The sequence below is a fragment of the Desulfurobacterium sp. TC5-1 genome (genome assembly GCF_000421485.1).
In the GTDB taxonomy this organism is placed as follows: Bacteria; Aquificota; Aquificia; order Desulfurobacteriales; family Desulfurobacteriaceae; genus Desulfurobacterium_A.
In genome coordinates, this window is record NZ_ATXC01000001.1 from 467,509 (window position 1) to 484,859 (window position 17,351).

Here is a 17,351-nt window from a genome sequence, read left to right on the forward strand (position 1 = left end):
TGATTATGAAATATATATTTGGTCCTGTTTTCTCAAGAAGGTTGGGTCTTTCCCTTGGTGTTGATCTTGTTCCTTTTAAGGTTTGCAGTATGGATTGTGTCTATTGTGAAGTGGGAAAGACAACCCTTAAAACTTTAGAAAGGAAAGAGTACATTCCTGTTGATGAAGTGATAGAAGAACTTAAACGTTTTCTTTCTAAGAATCCGCCTGTCGATTTTGTAACATTTAGTGGGTATGGAGAACCAACACTTAATTCTGGACTTGGAAAGGTTGTGGAATTTCTAAGAGCTGAATTTCCAGAAATTCCAATTGCTGTTCTTACAAACAGTTCTCTACTTTTTAGAGACGATGTTATTGAAGAGATAAAAGATGTTAATGTTGTTCTTCCTTCCTTTGATGCAGCTTCTAATGATGTTTTCAAGAAGATTAACCGTCCCTTTACCGACTTAACGGTTGAGATTATAAAGAAGGGCATAAGGCGGTTAAGGAAAGAAACCGATGTTGATATCTGGTTAGAGACTCTTTTTGTTAGAGGGATAAATGATTCACCAGAAGAGATAAATGCCGTAGGTGAATTTGTTTTTGAGATAAGTCCTGAAAGGTGGCAGATAAATACTGTGGTCAGGCCTCCTGCCTATAACATAGAAGGGCTTTCACCAGAAGAGCTGGAAAGAATAAAAGAAATAGTGGGTTATCCTGCCACGGATGTAATAGGTAGGTCTTCTGCTAAAAGGAAAAAAATGCCTGTGGAGGATATTAAAGCAGAAATTCTGGAACTGATAAAGAGAAGGCCCTGTCCTGTCGAAGAAATTGCTGATGCTCTGGGACTTCTTGAGGAAGAAGTCAGGATTGCTGTGGATTCTTTAGTAAAGGAAGGAAAGGTTAAATATGTAATGTATGGAGAGAAGAAATATTTAAAAGCGGGAAGCTGAGGAGAATTTATGAGATATTTTTTTCTCTTAATGGGTTTTGTTCTTCTCCCCTTTACAGTGCATGCGGAGATTGAAGTTGTTTCAAAAGTCCCGTTTCCGGAATATTTAAAGAAAGAATTCCAGCGGCAGGCAGAAGTGGTTTGTAGAGTGGATAACTGTTCTGAAACGGTTCCTAAAGTGCTGGATATTCTTGGATTTAAGGCTAAATGGCAGAATGGAAAAATAGTGGTGGAGAAAAATTTAAGAATAAAAAATGTAATTTTTGAAAACCTTCCTCCTGAACTTTTAAAAACTTCTAAAACCATAAAAAATTTCCTTATAGGTCAGAGGTTTTCCTCCTCTTTTGTCGAAAATGCCAGGTTGCTGCTGAGATTTAAACTTGAAGATATAGGATTCAAAGACGCCAGAGTAAATGTTGCTGTAAAGACATCTCCCGCTGGCTACATTGTTGTTTTCCACATTAAAAGTGGTCTTCCTCACCAGATAGAGAAACTGGATGTAATTTGTGATAATTTTCGCATAAAAAAGTTTGTGGAATCCCGTTTAAAATCAATTATTGGGAAAAGATTACAGAGAAGTTATCTTTTTAACGAATTGAAGCGGATTGAGAATCACTTTGTATCTCTGGGATACTATAATTTTGAAATTAATACCCGTATAAAAATCTACGGTGAAGGTGGAAAAAGAAAAAGTGTTGAACTGATTATAAGAGTTAAACCGGGAAAGCAGTATAAAATTAAAATTTCAGGCAATTATCACATAGACTCAAAAAAAATATTAAAGGTTTTAACTTTTGCAAGGGACAGAGCTTTTGATGAATTTGAGCTGGAGCAGAGCAGAGAAAAAATAGTCAGTGTTTATAAAAACAGTGGCTTTCCTTACGTTAAAATTTCGGTTTTTACAAAAGATATTTCAAAAGATAAAGTTCTGGTTGTATTTCATATAACTGAAGGTCCTTATGTAAAAATAGAAAATGTAAAAATTAAAATTCTGGGAACTGTAAATAAAAAGGTTTCCAGTGGTATAGATGACATTGTCTATAAAATAAAAGGCAAACCATATTCTGAAAGTAAAATAGCAGAAATAAAAGATTCTATTTCGTATCTTTTAAAAGAAAACGGCTATTTAAACGCTGAAGTTTCGGAAAGTTTCGGTGACTCAACGCTTAAGTTAGTTATAAATCCCGGCAGAGAGTTTCTTGTTGTAAGGTTGTTGAACCTTCCTATCAAATTGAATAGAAGGCTGCCCTTTCCATATTCTCCGGAGTTTGAAGAAAAGTTGAAATCAGACATTTCCGATTACTATAGAGATATTGGTTATCTTGACGTAAGGATTAGAATAGATAAGAAAGAAACGGTTAAAGGAAATCGGGTTCTTCTCTCTTTGCGTGTAAACACTGACAAAGGTCGGCGCTATTACGTAGGTTTTTCCCTGTTTGCAGGTTTAAGCAGAACGAATCTTTCGTCACTTGCTACTCTCAGAGTGGTAAGGCCTACGAGTTTTTACAGCAGAAAAAGAATAATAGAGCAGTATTCTATTCTTTCTGACACCAGAATATTTTCCATGATTGAACTGAAAGAAGTTAAGTCAGTAAGGACGGTTAATCCCGTTTTTGTTTTAAAGGAAGCACCGGTTTTGACGGTTAAAGGTTTTCTCGGTTACAGTTCGGATGCTGGCACCACTGTCAAGGGGACGGTAAGGAGCAGTTCACCTTTTGGTAAAGCATTTTCCATGTTTCTTTCTGGTGAATATAGGTCCACGGAAGGTTCTAATGTTTTTCTCAGAATTGGAAAGTCTGGTTTCTTTTCACCGAGGAACAGGGCGTATCTAAGCCTAATTCGTAAAACAGAGATTTTTGAGAGTTTTGATGTTGAACGTTATATAACGAGGTTTGAGATCAACAGAAAGCAGGGAAGGTCGCTGAAGCAAAATTATGGTGTGGAAGTTTCTAAGGAAATTGTAAACGATGTTACATCGGGAAAGACAAAGTTCTATAAAAAAACACTTTTTATTACCACCGATTATGATAGGAGAGACAGCTTTACGAATCCTGAGAGGGGATACAGATTTTATTTGAAACTTTCATATACTGGTGGCTTTTTAGGTGGTGATGCGGATTATTTTCTCTCAGAGTTAAAAATTCTGAAGCTGAAGCGTTTAAGAAGAAATCTCATTTTTGCTTTCAGGAGCGGTGCAGGTTATATAAGACCATTTTCAAAGGGTGTGCCTTTGCAGGACAGGTTTTATCTTGGTGGTGCAGAGAGCATTAGAGGTTATAAGTACGGAACAATTTCACCGGTGGATTCGCTGGGTAACTATGTTGGCGGTGATTTCTATTCTCTGGCAAGCTTTGAGTTAAGATATACTTTTTTTAAAGAGTTTCAGGTGGCACTCTTCTGTGATACCGGTGATGTTTTTCCCAGTGTTTCGGATTTTACTTTTAAGGACTGGTATTCTTCCGTAGGGGCTGGTTTTAGGTACCTTACGCCTGTAGGACCTCTCAGGGTAGATTATGGATACAAATTAAAGCCTATTGAGGGACAGGGAAGAGGAAGATTCCATATCTCTTTTGGTTTTCCTTTTTAGGAGAGGGAAATATGAAACGGAAAGTTTCGAGAAACGTTATTCTTTTAGGCTTGGTTAGTCTGCTTAACGATATGAGTAGTGAAATGATAGCACCTATAATTCCCGGTTATCTTATAGATGTCTTAAAGCTGAGAGAAATAACAAGTGGAGTTGTTGTCGGCCTTATAGAGAGTCTTAGTTCGATATTGAAGGTTCTTTTTGGCTATTTGAGTGATAAGTTTCAGAATAGAAAACTTTTTGTTGGAATCGGATACAGTATTTCTACATTTTCAAAAGCCATGCTCGGATTTACTAAAAGTTGGTTTGATTTTCTGGTTTTTAAAATTTTAGACAGGGTTGGGAAGGGAATAAGAACGGCACCTCGTGATGCGTTGATTGCAGAATCTACCGGTAGTAACGGTAGTGGTAAAGCTTTTGGTTTTCATCGTATGATGGATACCTTTGGTGCGGTACTTGGCCCTCTGATTGCCCTCGGTATTCTTGCATTTCTGAAGACTGGAGGTGCCTCTTCTTACAGAACAGTTTTCTTCCTCTCTGCCGTTCCGGGTATTTTTGCAGTTATGATTATTGTTCTTTTCGTAAAAGATACGGGAAGAAAAGTAAAGAAAAAAATTGAGAGACTTGTTTCTGTTGAAAAACGGGAAATAAAATACTTTCTCGCAGTTGTGGCCGTGGGTGCTTTAGGAAGATACAGTTACGCTTTCGTTCTGTGGAAAGCCAGGAGTCTCGGGTATTCTACAATAGATAACCTGCTTTTTTACGCCCTTTTTAACCTTGTGTATGCTATTTTTTCTTATCCAGCAGGTGTTCTTGCTGACATTTTCGGGAAGAAAAAGTTAATTCTGACAGGTTTTCTCATTGGAGCGGGAGCTTCTGTTACTTTTTATGCGGCTAAAAGTATTGTTGGACTTGTTGTTGCTTTTATACTCTATGGGATTTATGTTGCAATAGACGACACGGTTCCCGTTTCTTTCATGGCAGATGTTGCCGGTGAAAAGAAAAAGGGAACGGTTATAGGTACCTATCATACTGTTTTTGGTGTTTTTGTCCTTCCCGCTTCTGTAATTGCCGGCTTTCTGTGGCAGAATTATACTATAGATGTAGCTTTCCTGTTTGCAGCATGCATGAGTTTCCTTGCTTTTTTGATGTTACTTGGTTTTAGAACCACTTCTTGTAGTTAATTTCAAATTTAAAGATTCTGTCACCGGTTGCCTGTGGATTTATAGAGTAGCTGAATCCCAGATTCAGGTTATCTTTCCCGACGAGCATGCCTCCTATACCGCCTCCTGTTGAGACTCCCCATCCGTAAACGGTATTGTAGCCCGTACTTATATTAAAGAACGGCCGCCACACTCTTACATAATTGTATTTGTTTTCGTAGCCGAACTCAAAACCAATTCCCACTTCCATGGAGCTTTCGGGGAGGGCATCTGCTGGCGGATAGTAAGTCATTTCATCAACAGCAGTGTTTGTATGGTTTTTTCCGTTGTAGAATGTTTTTAGTACATATGTTTTAAAAGTAAAATCTGGATAGCCTGCCCTTAATTTGTAAAGTATTTCTTCGTAGAGATTTGTGCCGCTTCCCAGATTTTTTCTGTCAGAAGAAAAATACTTGTTCCACTCTATGTTTGATGTTAAAGTTAAAGAGTTCATGACGGGATAAGATATGTAAATGCCGGCAGTGCTTTTATATCCTGCAGACATTAGATATACAGATTCATCAGCGGTTGTCGCTGATGAACCTTCTACTTTTACCTCAGTTCTGTGATTTAAAAGTGTTCTGTAAGTTAAAGTCAATCCGACATTTGTGCTTTTGTTTTTAATTATGTTAAAGCTTAATTTTGCACTCCCTGTTGAAAACAATTTTTCAACGTAAAGGTCTGTAGCATATCTGTCAAATAACTTTCTGTATTCGCTTTTGTTTAGAAACTTTGTGTTTGACTGATGAATGCCTGCATATACTCCGTTTCCTTTTTTTCCATATTTGAAGGAAAAGTCTGTTCTGATATCGTAAAGGCCTGAGCGGTCTTCCAGTGTTTCCGATATTACCCCGTAATTTCGGTATTGTGTATTTAAATCTCTAAGTTGTTTATATAGTTCTTCATCGTACGGATTATGTGTTAGTTTAATAAAAGCGGTGTTGAGAGCTTTTCCCGGTTTTCCTTCAAGAGTTAAAGCGGTTACTCTATCCCTTATGGGCAGTACGGGGCCGTAGTTTGAAGTTAACTTCATCATCTTGTACCGGTCGTCTTCGTAAAGTGCCAGGTTTAACTGAAGCCACTTTGAAACATCCTCTCTGTGTCTTGTTACGAGATAATCCACTTTTTCCGTTTGTCCTGATTTTATTAAGAATGAATAGTAAAGTTCTTTATACACTTTTGGCGGGAGGAACTTTTGTGATGCTTGAAGTTCTCTTTCAAACTTCCAGAGTGGTTCGTAGTACATGGCAACGCGCAGATAAGAAACCAGTTCATCCGGATTCTTAAACATTCCTTGTTTTTCTATGATCTTTTTCATTTTTTTGAAAAGGTTGAATCTTATAGCTCTGGCTTCTTCGGGCTTGCCGTATAGTTCAAGAATATCAGCTTTTGTTAAAAGCATGGAAAAGTCTGAGGGTGGAATCTTTACCGACTTTATAAGTTTAAGTGCTTCTTTACCGTTCTGAAGGTACAGGTAAGCTGCTATGAACGGATAGGGATTTAGAACGGCATACTTTTTATAATTAAAAAGGGCTTTTTCCAGATCTTTTATATCCTGGTTATCCATTAAAAAGTAAATGTACTGTTCTATGAGCTCTGTGTTTTTTCGGTTTTTAAGCTCTATCTCCATTAATGATTTTGCTTTTTTTACTTTTCCAATATTTGATAAGGCGAGAACATAAACAGATAAAGGATAATTTTCTGATAACAATCTTCTTTTTTCCGCTTCCGGAAGGGAATCGATCGTGCTTATAATAAGTTTCCATCTTTTCAGTTTACTTGCCAGGCTCAGAAAATCTATCATAAAGTCCTCTATTCCTGTTGCTTTGTAGCCTTCAAGTGCATATTTCATGGCTTTTTCAGGATTTACTGAAGCGTAAAAGAGAATTATCCGTGAATAATCAAAGTCTTTCCCCTTCCCTGTATTAACCAGAGTTTCTGACGCTCTTGCGGCGGTTTCATAGTCTCCCAGTGCCCATGCAAGGTTTCCCATTAACTGCCAGTAGTCTGTAAGGCTTTCAGGGACGGAGTCGGCATTGTTTTTTAAAACTTGCAGGGCTTTGTCAAACTTCCTGTCCGAAATAAAAATTTTTGCTTCTATCAATGCATCGTTATACGTATATTTCTTCAGAATTTTAAGTTTTTCAAGTTCTTTTAAAGCTTTTTGTTTCTCTCCGTAAAACCAGTAGATAAAAGCCGCTTCTCTTATTAGTTGAGGATTGTTGCCGTAAACTTTCTCTGCAAGTTCTATTCCTTTATCAATGTTCCCCATTTTTCTGAAAAAGGCAATTAAATCTTTATAGAACAAAACTTTGTGTCCTTTTTTGATTTCTTCCTCTATTAACTTTTGTGCGGTTTCTTCATCTCCCAGCACCAGAGCTAAAGAATATGTTCTGTGGAATACTTTTTCTTCATTGAAACTGAAATATAATTTCTTGTAGGCCTGCAGCGCTACCGGCTGGTTATCAAGCCAGAGGGAAATTTTGGCAAGCCACTCCCACCAGAATTTGTGTTCTGGAAAAAGAACAGTTCCTCTTCTGGCAACCTCAAAAGCCTTTTTCAGGTTGTTGTTGCCTAAAAATATACGGAGAGAAGTTTTCAGGATTTCTTCTCTGTTATTGAGATTTGCAGTAACTGTTTTATACAACTTCTTCTCTATTTTTCTCGGTGATGTTGGAGCGAAAAAGAAATTTTTAATGCCCAGTAGGGAAAGTTTTTTGGAAAACTTTTTCAGGTCTTTAATGGATTTAGATAGCCCTATTCTTACAGTATAAAGTCCTCTGTCAGTTCTATATATAAACGCGTCTCTTTTTATACTTTCAGGAAGGTTGTTGAGATATCTGGCAGCCTTTTTATACGACTGGAAGGTTCCCAGCTGGACAGAATAGTACAGTGTATTTTTCTTTTTTTCTCCGGTAAAACCTTTCACTTTATTGGCATCTGTTGGAACTATAAAAGCACCGGAAATTCCGAATTTTTCAAGAAGGTTCTTTTCCTGCTTTAGTTTTCTTACCGTTTCAGCCACATCAAATCTAACGGTTACCTTTCCTGAATCTGTTATATAAATAAATGACTTTTTTTTAAGGCTTGTCGGGAGATTTTCAAGAAATTTTTCCGCCTGAGAGCGGCTTCTGAAAGTTCCGAGTTGCCATGAATAGGCTATGCTTCCGGCAAAAGCCACTGAAGGAAGCAAGAGACAACATGTGTACAGCCAGATTTCCTTTATTCTTCTCACCTTTTTCCCCCGTAAATTCTTACAGCTTTGTCGGCAAGTTGAAGAGATAGGTTTCGGTCGTTGAGTGCCATAGAAGTTTTTAGTAGAAAGAGTGCCATTTCAGGGTCATTTAGATAGTGCATCCCGTACTTTATTATGAGATGTTTTACCAGTTCTTTTTTCCCTGCCCATAATGCTATTTCCACCGTTTTTTTAAAGTAATATTTTTCTTTTGTTGCCTTAAATGCTTCGTAAGCATACTTGAATGCGCTGTTGTAGTCTTTTACTGCAAGAGCCATGTTGATCAAATTGTTTACATCTTTTCTGGAGAAATTGCCACTTTTAAGAAGTTGTTCTCCGTAGAAATATCCTCTATCAAAGTCGCCTGCTGCTACAGAAAGACGGAATGCTCTTCTTAGAAATTCCAATTTTTTTCTTCCGGTAGAATGGTTTATTAAAAAGTTTAGATGTTTAAATGCTTCGTCGTAATTTTTAAGTATAACGGCAAGTTTAAGTGCCTTTTTATGCCAGTTTACAGAATCTTTACCCATATTTGTCAGCTTATCTGCTGCAAGATACGCTATATCTGCGAAGCCAAATTTTAAGGATTCGGTATAGATATTCTTTACCGTTTCAGGGTCAAAGTTTGTTAAAGCTAAATATTTAAGGGTTTTCTTGATTTGCTTTTTAATTGCGTTTTTTTCGTTCGGCGCTGCCTGAGAGTACTTTTCCTCGAGAATTGCAAGTTTTATTTTCAGTAGTTCTCTTCTGGAAACCGGAATGCTTCCCATTTTCTCCAGTTCTTTTAAAAACTTCTCTGCCTCTTTAATATTTCCACTTTTTATGTCATTTTTTATGAGCACCATAATAAGCTTGGGATCTTTTTTAATTCTAAGGAGGCTTTCTATGTATACTCTTGAAAGTCCAAAGTTTAAATTTTCTTTTCCACTTAGTATGGTTTCCGTGATCTCTCCTCCTGGAAATAGGAAAGCCGCCAGCACTATAAATAAAAGAACAAAAACAAGTATTTCCGCATTTGAAAATACCCTAATTTTTGCAAGTTGCTTCAATGCTTGCAGTTTTTTCTTTGAATCGAAATCTGATAAAACTTCCTTTTTTGAAAATTTCGGGATTCCCGGAAGATTTAACATGACATCCTTCCTCTCTTATGGTAATTTCAAGTGGGACGTATCCTTTAAGAGAAATTTTATACCTTCTATTTTCTTTCTCAAAATCTGTTATTATTCCATTTGATTCTACAAGAATAAAAGGATTATTGTCAGTTCTGGAAAGCTTCAGCTCATAATTTCCAGAATTATCAAGGCTTATGTAGAGACTGTTGTTAATTTTTCTGTAGCCAACGACGCCTTTGGATTTATCGATATCAGGATAACCTTCCGATAGCGGGATTCTAATTGTTCTTAAACTCCCCGCATTTTTAAAAATCCATTTATTTTTTTGCCTAGCTATGGCACTTCCCCTGAATTCCATCACTTTTTGAGCGTAATCTGACAAATATTCTGGAATAGGTTTCTGGGAAAGAGCCCATTTATATACCTTTTCAAGTGCTTTAAGCGAAGCTATTTTCTGTCCTGAATACCAGTGATAGTAGAGGCTTATGGGCTTCAGCCTCCGCGGTTTTTCTGTTAGTTTAAATGTTTGAATTACTCTTACGTAGCCACCAAAGTTTTTCCATAGATTTGTGTAGATGTTCTCATTTTGGATAGGTGCATAGATTTGAAAATACTTTCCTTTGTTTATGCCCATAGGGGAAATAAGATAAAGAAATGGCGAATTGAAAGTAGCACTTGTATCTCCTCCATTTACATTGTAAACTCTGGCTTTGTAAGTTAATTCAATGGCTTTTTTGGGAGGCACGCAATCTCCGGTCCACAGGAAAACTTTTACCTTTTTGTTCTCAGGTGTTAAATATTTATTTATGTAATTTATTGACCAGATGATTTCTTTTTTGAGTGAAGGTTTATATCCTGGGATTGGAAGGTTGTGGCCGTATTCAGGATTTTTCTCTTCGGGGGGTAGTCCCTCAGACATCCTCAATGTGTCGTACCAGTTGAAAGGATGAGAGTAGGAGTGACTTGCTGGCTCAACATTTTCAAGAGAAAAAATGCTTCTGGCAATGTTTTTAAGTCTATCTGATAGTTCTGGATAAAGGTCGGTTATTACTCCTACTATAACGGAAGCCGTTGTGGGAACCCTGTATTTTTTAATAATTTTGTCTCTTAAAACTTCTCCTGAAAATCTAAACGGAGGAAAGTCTGCCTTTCCCTCAAAGCCGTCTCCATCTATGTGAACCGTCATTATTCTTCTTCCATTTTCGGTAGTCACATCGTAAGCCGGCAGATACCCGAAAACTTTCCGGAACAGTGAAAATGGATTTAAGACCCATAAAGTCATGTCCTGCATTGTTTTTATCAGGATGTCCTGATTTGCGTATCCTCCCCAGTTCATTAGAGCAACAGGAACGAAAATCTGCCCAATGCTGTTTCTGTATTCCACAACGGATGTTCCGTTAAACGGTTTTATCAGTATATCTGCAGGTTCGGGTTTACCTTTTATTTCAAATCCAAAATCTCCAGGGAATTTAAGCAATTTTAATCCTGCAGTTACCGGGGCCTTGTTTTCAAAAGCTTCAATGCCCAGTCTTTTTAAAAATCGGTAGTCAAAGAGGTTGTAAGGGTCCACGAGAAAAACTTTTTTCCCTGCATGAATTTCTTTTAATAGCCAGTTTTCAAATTTTTTCCTGTTTTTTGGTTTAATCCCGTTCATCAACCATACAAGAATACCTCTGTAAGAGTCATCAAGTTCCGGAAGCTTCTCAGGATGGTATTTAAAAAGAACCGGTGTATATCCAAGCCATTCAAGAGGGAGCTGTGCCATTTGATGGGCAGGATTGTTGTCCACCGTTTCATCGTAAATGATGGCGATCTTTCTCGGTATGAACTGATAAACACCCGTACCTATATGCTTGAGATTTTTGTCCGTAACCCAGGGGATAAATCCCATGTTTTCTATTTGTTCAGCATCCTGTGCTGCGATTGTTTTGTTGTCGGTGTAGTCAATTACTATTACCGGAATCCCCGAGTTTTTAATTTCTGTCAGTTTTTTGAGCAGCCACCGTGTATCACTTTCCGGCATTTTGATGTAGTTGTGATTTTTGTCAAGGCCAAAGAACAGAGACTCTGCTACAATGCCATTTATGTAGTTTTTAACTTTTGGGAATATTTCAAATGGCCTGTTTAAGAGAATGATCTTTTCAGGATATAGTTTTCTTATTTTTCGGATAAATTCCGCTTCGGCTTCCTCGTAGCTTTTCCATTCTTTTTCAGGAAGCGCCAGCTGATAAGAGTCGAGCGTATCGAACATAAAACCACTGTAATTTCCTGAAAGTGCTTGTATCTTCTTAAGAATGATTTTCTGACACATTTGTTTTCTTATATCAACCACGTTGCTTTTCCATGTTCTGTTCTTTCCTATGATGCATGTTCGGGGCATTGAGCTTATGCTATCTTCTCCGAGGCTAAAGTAAGCTATAAGCTTTCCGTGTTTTTTCATGTAGTATCTCTCTTTTTGAAACTGCATGTTAAAAGTTGAAGGATCAACGACTATCCAATCGTAAAGGTAGAGAATCTCCTCGGGAGGATTCGAATAAATAACAGCCACGGAAGGTTTTTCTCTTCCGTAAGCAACGTTCCATATTAAAAGACTAAATAAGCATAAAAGTCCTGTAATGAATCTCATTCAGGAACCTCCTGAGCAAAAAGATACCTACAAGAAAACTTATAATCAGTGACAGAAAAAATCCGTAACCGTAGAAAAAAGGTCCTATTGCTATACTCAGTTCTGATAGTAAAAAGTTGAAGACGGCGAAGGTAAGCGTTGTGTAAAGTGCATATATCTTGAGGTCAAAGTAAAAAAGTACAGATAGAATGGCCATTACGACAAGTTGTAAGTATGTTCCGAGGAGAAGAACGTTAAACAGGGGTAAATACAGTAGAGAAAGGTGGAAGAACCTGAAAATAACTATTTCCATCAAAAAAATAAGAATTACAGCGATTGCCTGGATTCTAAAAACTTCCTGAATAAGTGTTCTGACAGCAACGACAAGTTCGTGACCAAGTTCATATATTCTGTCTAAAGTTTCTCCTTCTCTTACAGCAGAATAATATCTGTCGTAGTGTTCAGCGAATTCACTCTCCAGCTTAAGAAAAAATATACCCATTCCTGGAGCTATTGCCAGGTAGGCAAGGAATATAGGGACATCGTAAACTATGGATGCTCTGAACGGTCCGATTACGGATTCTCCTGTTATGTTTGAAAGCCAGAATACGAACTTATCTGCCCAGATTGCCGTATTGTAGAAAAGTCCCACAAATGCCAGAGATATGTGAATTCTGTGTCTGTTAAGAAAGTCAAATTCTATGAGTTTTTTTGAGGAATAGTGTTTGAAGATGTAGCTCAGTAACATGATGAAAGTGAGGGCTATACCGCAGAAGTAAGAAAGCATTAAACCGCTGAGTCCAAACTTTCCGAAAAGAGGAGCAGTTATTATCATCAGTCCGAAGCCTAAAACGAAAGAGAGAAGTATGTATTTGTAGCTTTTAAACGATGTGAGTAAAGTGTTTATTATCCAGAAACCTGTCATAAGCGTTAGGGATAGGACAAACAGGACAACAAACCATGGCATTCGGTAGTAAATTTCTCTTAAAGATGTAAGAAGAGTGAAGGAAACGGCAAACAGAAAGCCGATTAGCATGTTTAGTAGAAGAGCTCCCATGAAATTAGGGAGAATCCTTTCTTCTTCCTTTTCAAAAAGCCGGTCTGCGACGTACCTTGTAAACAACAGTTGAAAGGCGCCAGAAAGTATAAGGCTGAAAGCAGTAATGTATGTTATAACTATCTGATACTGTCTTACTGTTTCGTGTTCGGCCGTTGTTCTTTCTGCTACAATTCCTGCCACTATTATACTAATAATTGATATTATCCATGGGCCGGCACTCAGAGAAGTTGAATACGTAAATGCGAGAAAAAGTGATGTCAGCCTATTTTCTTTCAGAATTTTTTTCAGTTCAAACGCTATGCCTGCCATGAATGAAGCTCCTGTAAAGTTTGCGATAGTTATTTAAAAACATCTGATAATCGTAAAATCTCTCTACCCTCTCTATGCCGGATTTCTGGTACTTTTTCCACAGGATTTTATTGTTTAAAAGCTCCACATACGCGTCTGCCAGTTCCCCGGGGTTAGCAACATGGCAGACCTCTCCCGCTTTTCCTATCTTTAAATCTTCACTGTTTAGTCCGCCATATATTAACTGTTTGCAGGAGCCAACATTGGTCGTTACGCAGGGCACGCCTGCAGCAAACGATTCAAGAACCACAAGAGGCATTCCTTCACTTATCGATGTGAGTGTTGTAAGCCCTATTCTGGGAAAGATGTTTTTAAGGTCTTGAAATCCAAGAAATTTAATGCTGTTTTCAAGGTTAAGGGCGTTAACAAGTTTTAAACATTCCTCATAATAATCAGGGTCTTCGTCAGTGGGGCCCACAACCCATCCCTGTGCTTCGGGCATTTTGTTAACAACTATTCTCATTGCTTTTATGAAGGTTTTTATGTCCTTTATAGGGACCACTCTTCCAATCAGACCGATTACCGGAGGCGGGTTTTGGGGTCGGGCTTTGCGTGCTTTCAGAAAGTTTTTTACCTTGACACCGTTAGGGATAACTTCTGTTTTTTCTTCCGGAGCTCCAAGGGCAATCTGAAGCTTTCTGGCATCCTCGAAAAGTGAAATAATAACATCAGCCGAATCGTAGCAGAAAGCCCCTATTCCCCGGAAAAAGCTTATCCACATTTTCTTCAGATGGTCTATTTCTCCAACTTCTTTCTGAAAGAAAAATCCTCTGTCGGAAATCCAATCGGCATTAACTATGTCTATTTTTCTTTCTCTGGTATATATTCCGTGTTCTGTCAATATAAAAGGAAGTTTTTTTTCGCTTTTTGCCATTGCAGAAAGGAAGCCTGCATATCCGGTAGATGGACTGTGGATAATTTTAGCTTCAGGTATATTTTCCATAATTGAAGCCACGCGCCATACTGGGTCATGGATGTTCCTTACTGTCCAGAAATAATCAATAAAGGGTACATCTCCTGCAAGTTCAAAGTAACTGTCTGCTATAAAATTCCATGCCTCTCTGCTGTAAAGAAACTCTTCTTCTGTTACCTCTTTTATGTAAAATTTCTGGCTTTTCCAGGTTTCAGGAAGCTCTTTCTCTCCGCTTCTTCTAAACCATTTGTGGAGTTCTTTAACCTTTTCCATTTTTTCGGAATCAGAATTAAGTATTCTCGGAGGAGGTTTTTCTTTATCACTGAATATAAAGTTTGCCGAGAGGTAGGTAAGGTTTTCCGGAAGTTTGTACTTTATATCACCGTAGTCTTCTTTTCTGCTTCCCAGGAAGATTACTCCAAAGTTGAATTCAGTTAGGCCTGTTATCAAACTGTGAATCCAGGAACTCACTCCGCCTTTTACATAGGGATAGGTTCCTTCCGCAACTATAAGTATGTCAGTTTCTCTATTTTTGTCTACTATTATCATTTCTTACCTGTCCAGAAAAGCTTCATAAAGTAAATTTCGGGGTGTAGAGGTGATTCAAGTATAGAAAAAAGCTCTTCAACCTTTTTGTAGTCCTTTTCGTAGAAAGCTATCTCTGCAAGGTAAGGAACAACTTTCATTTTCATTAGTTTGTCTCCCTGACTGAAAGCTGATGAGAGGAACTTTTTTGCCTTCTCTCTTTCCTTTAGTTTTAAATAAATTTTCCCTGCAAGGAGTTCTATTTCCGGCGTCGTATAAAGTTTAAGGGAATGCTGAATATGGTTGAGAGCTTCTTTTATAATAAACGGCATTAATTCTTTATCCGCAACACGCAGGTACACCATATCCCAGTATAAAGATGCAAGTTCAAAGTGAATCATTGCCTTTTCTCTGTCGTCCTCTGTCTTTTGCAGTTTTCCTTTCAGAAAAGATATCTTGTCGTCAATCTCTTTTTCAAGTTTTGAAAGAATAGCAAAAGCGTAAAGCCGGATTTCATCGTTATCTGAAAATAAAGCTGTTTTAGCAGCTTCTACTGTTTGGGGGTTTATAAAATTTCCCATAATTAATAATGCGTGTTCATTGTTTACTCTTTTGCTTTTTATAAGCTGAGTAAGGGCTGCTTCTCCAAGTTTTCTGCTTTTTACTTTTATTTTTTCCAGTGTAATGTCTCTTATCGGTAACTTTTTTGCTTTAATGGTGGTTTCCCTCTTAAAGCGTGCTACTATCACAAAAATTACTATTGAAAACAGACATCCGGCAACGGGAATAAGCAGATTAAACATGAGTACAGTTAAAATGTTGCGGAGGTTTCTCTTGAAGTTTCGGGGCATTAAGATTACGGTTATGATGGTTGCAATTACCGATATTATGATGTGTATAAAAAGCAGGTGTCGGGGAGAAAAAGTCAGCATTCCTTTTCCTCCCGGGTTCGGTCTGCCTCTTCCTTCAGGCTTTTGTATATTTCTCCATCAACTTTAATGAATTTTTCAGTAATTTTATTTTTAATTTCACTTCCAAAACGTCTCTTAAGCTCGTTTGAAATTCTGTTTGAAAAACCTTCAGCTGAGGAAAGGGAAGAAAGAGGTAGTAAGATGTAAACCATATAGCAGTTATTTACTTTATGATAAACCAAAAAATCAACTCCCCTGATTTTGTTCTGAATAAATTGAATTATGTCTTTAAGGTTTTCTGGAATTTTATACACAACCATGTAACTGTCTATTCCGAACTTTTCATAAAGAATTTTTACGGTCTGTACTTCAACTATAAAATCAACGGGGAGATATCTGAACTCATTTACAAGATCTTTTACCATTTCTGTTTTTTCCAGTTCTGCCATAAACCAGATTAGAGCCACGTTTATTGAAAGTATGTTGTCTGCATTAAGGTATCTGAATGGCAGGTCCTTGATTAGGAAGAATGCAATAATTTCGTCATCGTTAGAGATGTCAAATACCGGAACTACCGCGAGGTAATTTGATTGTGATGATGACGATGATAAAAATACCGTTCTTTCTTCTTCTATAGCTTCCCGTATTAGAGGATCATTCATGTCAAGTTTAACAGGTTCACCTATAGAAGCAGCTAATTTGAAATTCCCTTCGGGGGTTTTACAGTATAAGGTTCCCCTTCTTACAAAAAAAGCTTCACTTATAAGGTTCATTAAGTTTCCAAAGGCCTTTTCTCTGTTGTTTATTAGTTCCTTTTTAATTTTTTCAAGGACGGTTCTTATGCTTATTGGTTTTACAAGGTAGTGTTTTTCTAATTGATCGTGAGAAAGTTTGAGCAGTATAAAGTCATTTGTCTGCTTTCTCAGTTTTGATTTGAAGTAGGTGCTTTCTTCTTCAGACAATTCAATGCGTCTTTTCCAGTAAGAGAAAAATTCACCGGCTATAAGTACAAGCAACAGTGTCCAGAGAAGAAAGGAAAGAGGAAATTGAGGATATATGAACCTGAAAACGGGGACGGCTGCAACAAGGAAAACAAGACCGCCTGTAAGGCCGTAAAAAAGCGTTATTGTAAGCTCTAAAAGTACAAAGGGGTTTACTGTTGAGTGAATGAAAAGAGGGTCTTTGGGATTAAAATAGAAGCCGACGGCCGTAAGAATTATAAAGAAAAGGACTGCTTCACCGACAACAAATTTAATAGCAATATCTTTCTTTGCCATTAATTAAAACTCTCCATTTAAAAGTTCCTGGTAAAGAACACCTATTGATTTGTGTCCCCATGAGGTTCCAGAAACAGTCAGTGTTGAAGTTACATTTCCCGTTTTAAGGTTTTCAACATAAATTGTTACGCTGACGGCAGGTTCCCCATCTATTCCCGTTTTGTAGCGCCACTCGTTAACGTATCCTCCTATGGCGCAGGTGTATCCGCTTGTTTTAAGCTGTTGTTCCAGTTTTTTTATTTCTGTCGAGTCAAGATCTTTTTCTTTTAAGTCAAATGCTTTTGAAACTTCGTAACCCTTTGCTTTTAAAACACCAAAAGTAATTGAGGCGGCACTTTCACCGGCTAAAGGTGTTTCTGAGTAGTTTACAAAAGGCATGACTACACAGGTGGTGTTTTCAGAGATAATAACGGGTGTTTTGTTTATCTCTGTCATGCATCCGGAAAGCATAAAAACAGTAAGCAACCCCGCTAACGCAAGTTTTTTCATCTTTCCTCCTTTAATATATTTAGTTGCCAATTTTTATTTATGGATAGAATTATACTGAAAATTTCCAAATTTGCAATTAAATATCGCTAACGAATGGTTTTATTTGTTAAATAGGATTTAATCTCTTATAAGTCTTGTTTTTGATGGTAAAGCATGCTT

At 37.5% G+C, this 17,351-nt stretch carries 11 protein-coding genes; 3 read left to right on the forward strand and 8 right to left on the reverse strand.

Annotation, left to right across the window (positions count from 1 at the left end):
* The first annotated feature begins 5 nt into the window (after positions 1-5).
* Genes H153_RS09050 through H153_RS0102345 form a run of 3 tightly spaced genes read left to right on the forward strand, consistent with a single transcriptional unit; the run spans position 6 to position 4,699 of the window.
* Positions 6-932 carry a radical SAM protein gene (locus H153_RS09050; protein WP_022846530.1) on the forward strand — a complete coding sequence of 309 codons (927 nt, stop codon included), beginning with the start codon at positions 6-8 and terminating at the stop codon, positions 930-932.
* A 9-nt stretch (positions 933-941) separates the two neighbouring features.
* Positions 942-3,518, forward strand: a complete 2,577-nt coding sequence (locus H153_RS0102340; RefSeq protein WP_022846531.1) for a BamA/TamA family outer membrane protein — start codon at positions 942-944, stop codon at positions 3,516-3,518.
* An 11-nt stretch (positions 3,519-3,529) separates the two neighbouring features.
* The gene (locus H153_RS0102345; protein ID WP_022846532.1) at positions 3,530-4,699 is read left to right on the forward strand and encodes an MFS transporter; all 1,170 of its coding nucleotides are present in this window, start codon (positions 3,530-3,532) and stop codon (positions 4,697-4,699) included.
* On the opposite strand, the gene H153_RS0102350 is transcribed toward H153_RS0102345, so the two are convergent.
* The 8 genes from H153_RS0102350 to H153_RS0102385 are packed head-to-tail and all read right to left on the reverse strand — an operon-like array spanning position 4,677 to position 17,192.
* Positions 4,677-7,952 carry a tetratricopeptide repeat protein gene (locus H153_RS0102350; protein ID WP_022846533.1) on the reverse strand — a complete coding sequence of 1,092 codons (3,276 nt, stop codon included), beginning with the start codon at positions 7,950-7,952 and terminating at the stop codon, positions 4,677-4,679. The two genes, H153_RS0102345 and H153_RS0102350, sit on opposite strands and share 23 nt — an antisense overlap.
* Entirely contained in the window at positions 7,949-9,082 is a 1,134-nt protein-coding gene (locus tag H153_RS0102355) for a tetratricopeptide repeat protein (RefSeq protein ID WP_022846534.1), read from the reverse strand. The genes H153_RS0102350 and H153_RS0102355 overlap by 4 nt, the downstream gene beginning before the upstream one ends.
* Positions 8,979-11,690: an endo alpha-1,4 polygalactosaminidase gene (locus tag H153_RS0102360; protein ID WP_022846535.1), complete on the reverse strand. Its 2,712-nt coding sequence runs from the start codon at positions 11,688-11,690 to the stop codon at positions 8,979-8,981. Before H153_RS0102360 ends, H153_RS0102355 begins: the two co-directional genes overlap by 104 nt.
* Complete coding sequence (gene pelG, locus H153_RS0102365) at positions 11,656-13,038, reverse strand: exopolysaccharide Pel transporter PelG (RefSeq protein ID WP_022846536.1); 1,383 nt, start codon at positions 13,036-13,038, stop codon at positions 11,656-11,658. The genes H153_RS0102360 and pelG overlap by 35 nt, the downstream gene beginning before the upstream one ends.
* Positions 13,019-14,539 (reverse strand): GT4 family glycosyltransferase PelF, encoded by a 1,521-nt coding sequence (gene pelF / locus H153_RS0102370; protein ID WP_022846537.1) that lies wholly within the window; start codon positions 14,537-14,539, stop codon positions 13,019-13,021. The genes pelG and pelF overlap by 20 nt, the downstream gene beginning before the upstream one ends.
* The gene (locus tag H153_RS09055) at positions 14,536-15,447 is read right to left on the reverse strand and encodes a hypothetical protein (protein ID WP_022846538.1); all 912 of its coding nucleotides are present in this window, start codon (positions 15,445-15,447) and stop codon (positions 14,536-14,538) included. Before H153_RS09055 ends, pelF begins: the two co-directional genes overlap by 4 nt.
* The gene (locus tag H153_RS0102380) at positions 15,441-16,703 is read right to left on the reverse strand and encodes a PelD GGDEF domain-containing protein (RefSeq protein WP_022846539.1); all 1,263 of its coding nucleotides are present in this window, start codon (positions 16,701-16,703) and stop codon (positions 15,441-15,443) included. Before H153_RS0102380 ends, H153_RS09055 begins: the two co-directional genes overlap by 7 nt.
* 3 nt (positions 16,704-16,706) lie before the next feature.
* Complete coding sequence (locus H153_RS0102385; protein WP_022846540.1) at positions 16,707-17,192, reverse strand: hypothetical protein; 486 nt, start codon at positions 17,190-17,192, stop codon at positions 16,707-16,709.
* Positions 17,193-17,351: the final 159 nt, after the last annotated feature.

Coding starts and splice junctions, on each gene's coding strand:
- H153_RS09050 (WP_022846530.1), top strand. CDS start 6: ATGAAATATATATTTGGTCCTGTTTTCTCAAGAAGGTTGGGTCTTTCC.
- H153_RS0102340 (WP_022846531.1), top strand. CDS start 942: ATGAGATATTTTTTTCTCTTAATGGGTTTTGTTCTTCTCCCCTTTACA.
- H153_RS0102345 (WP_022846532.1), top strand. CDS start 3,530: ATGAAACGGAAAGTTTCGAGAAACGTTATTCTTTTAGGCTTGGTTAGT.
- H153_RS0102355 (WP_022846534.1), bottom strand. CDS start 9,082: ATGTTAAATCTTCCGGGAATCCCGAAATTTTCAAAAAAGGAAGTTTTA.
- H153_RS0102360 (WP_022846535.1), bottom strand. CDS start 11,690: ATGAGATTCATTACAGGACTTTTATGCTTATTTAGTCTTTTAATATGG.
- pelG (WP_022846536.1), bottom strand. CDS start 13,038: ATGGCAGGCATAGCGTTTGAACTGAAAAAAATTCTGAAAGAAAATAGG.
- pelF (WP_022846537.1), bottom strand. CDS start 14,539: ATGATAATAGTAGACAAAAATAGAGAAACTGACATACTTATAGTTGCG.
- H153_RS09055 (WP_022846538.1), bottom strand. CDS start 15,447: ATGCTGACTTTTTCTCCCCGACACCTGCTTTTTATACACATCATAATA.
- H153_RS0102380 (WP_022846539.1), bottom strand. CDS start 16,703: ATGGCAAAGAAAGATATTGCTATTAAATTTGTTGTCGGTGAAGCAGTC.
- H153_RS0102385 (WP_022846540.1), bottom strand. CDS start 17,192: ATGAAAAAACTTGCGTTAGCGGGGTTGCTTACTGTTTTTATGCTTTCC.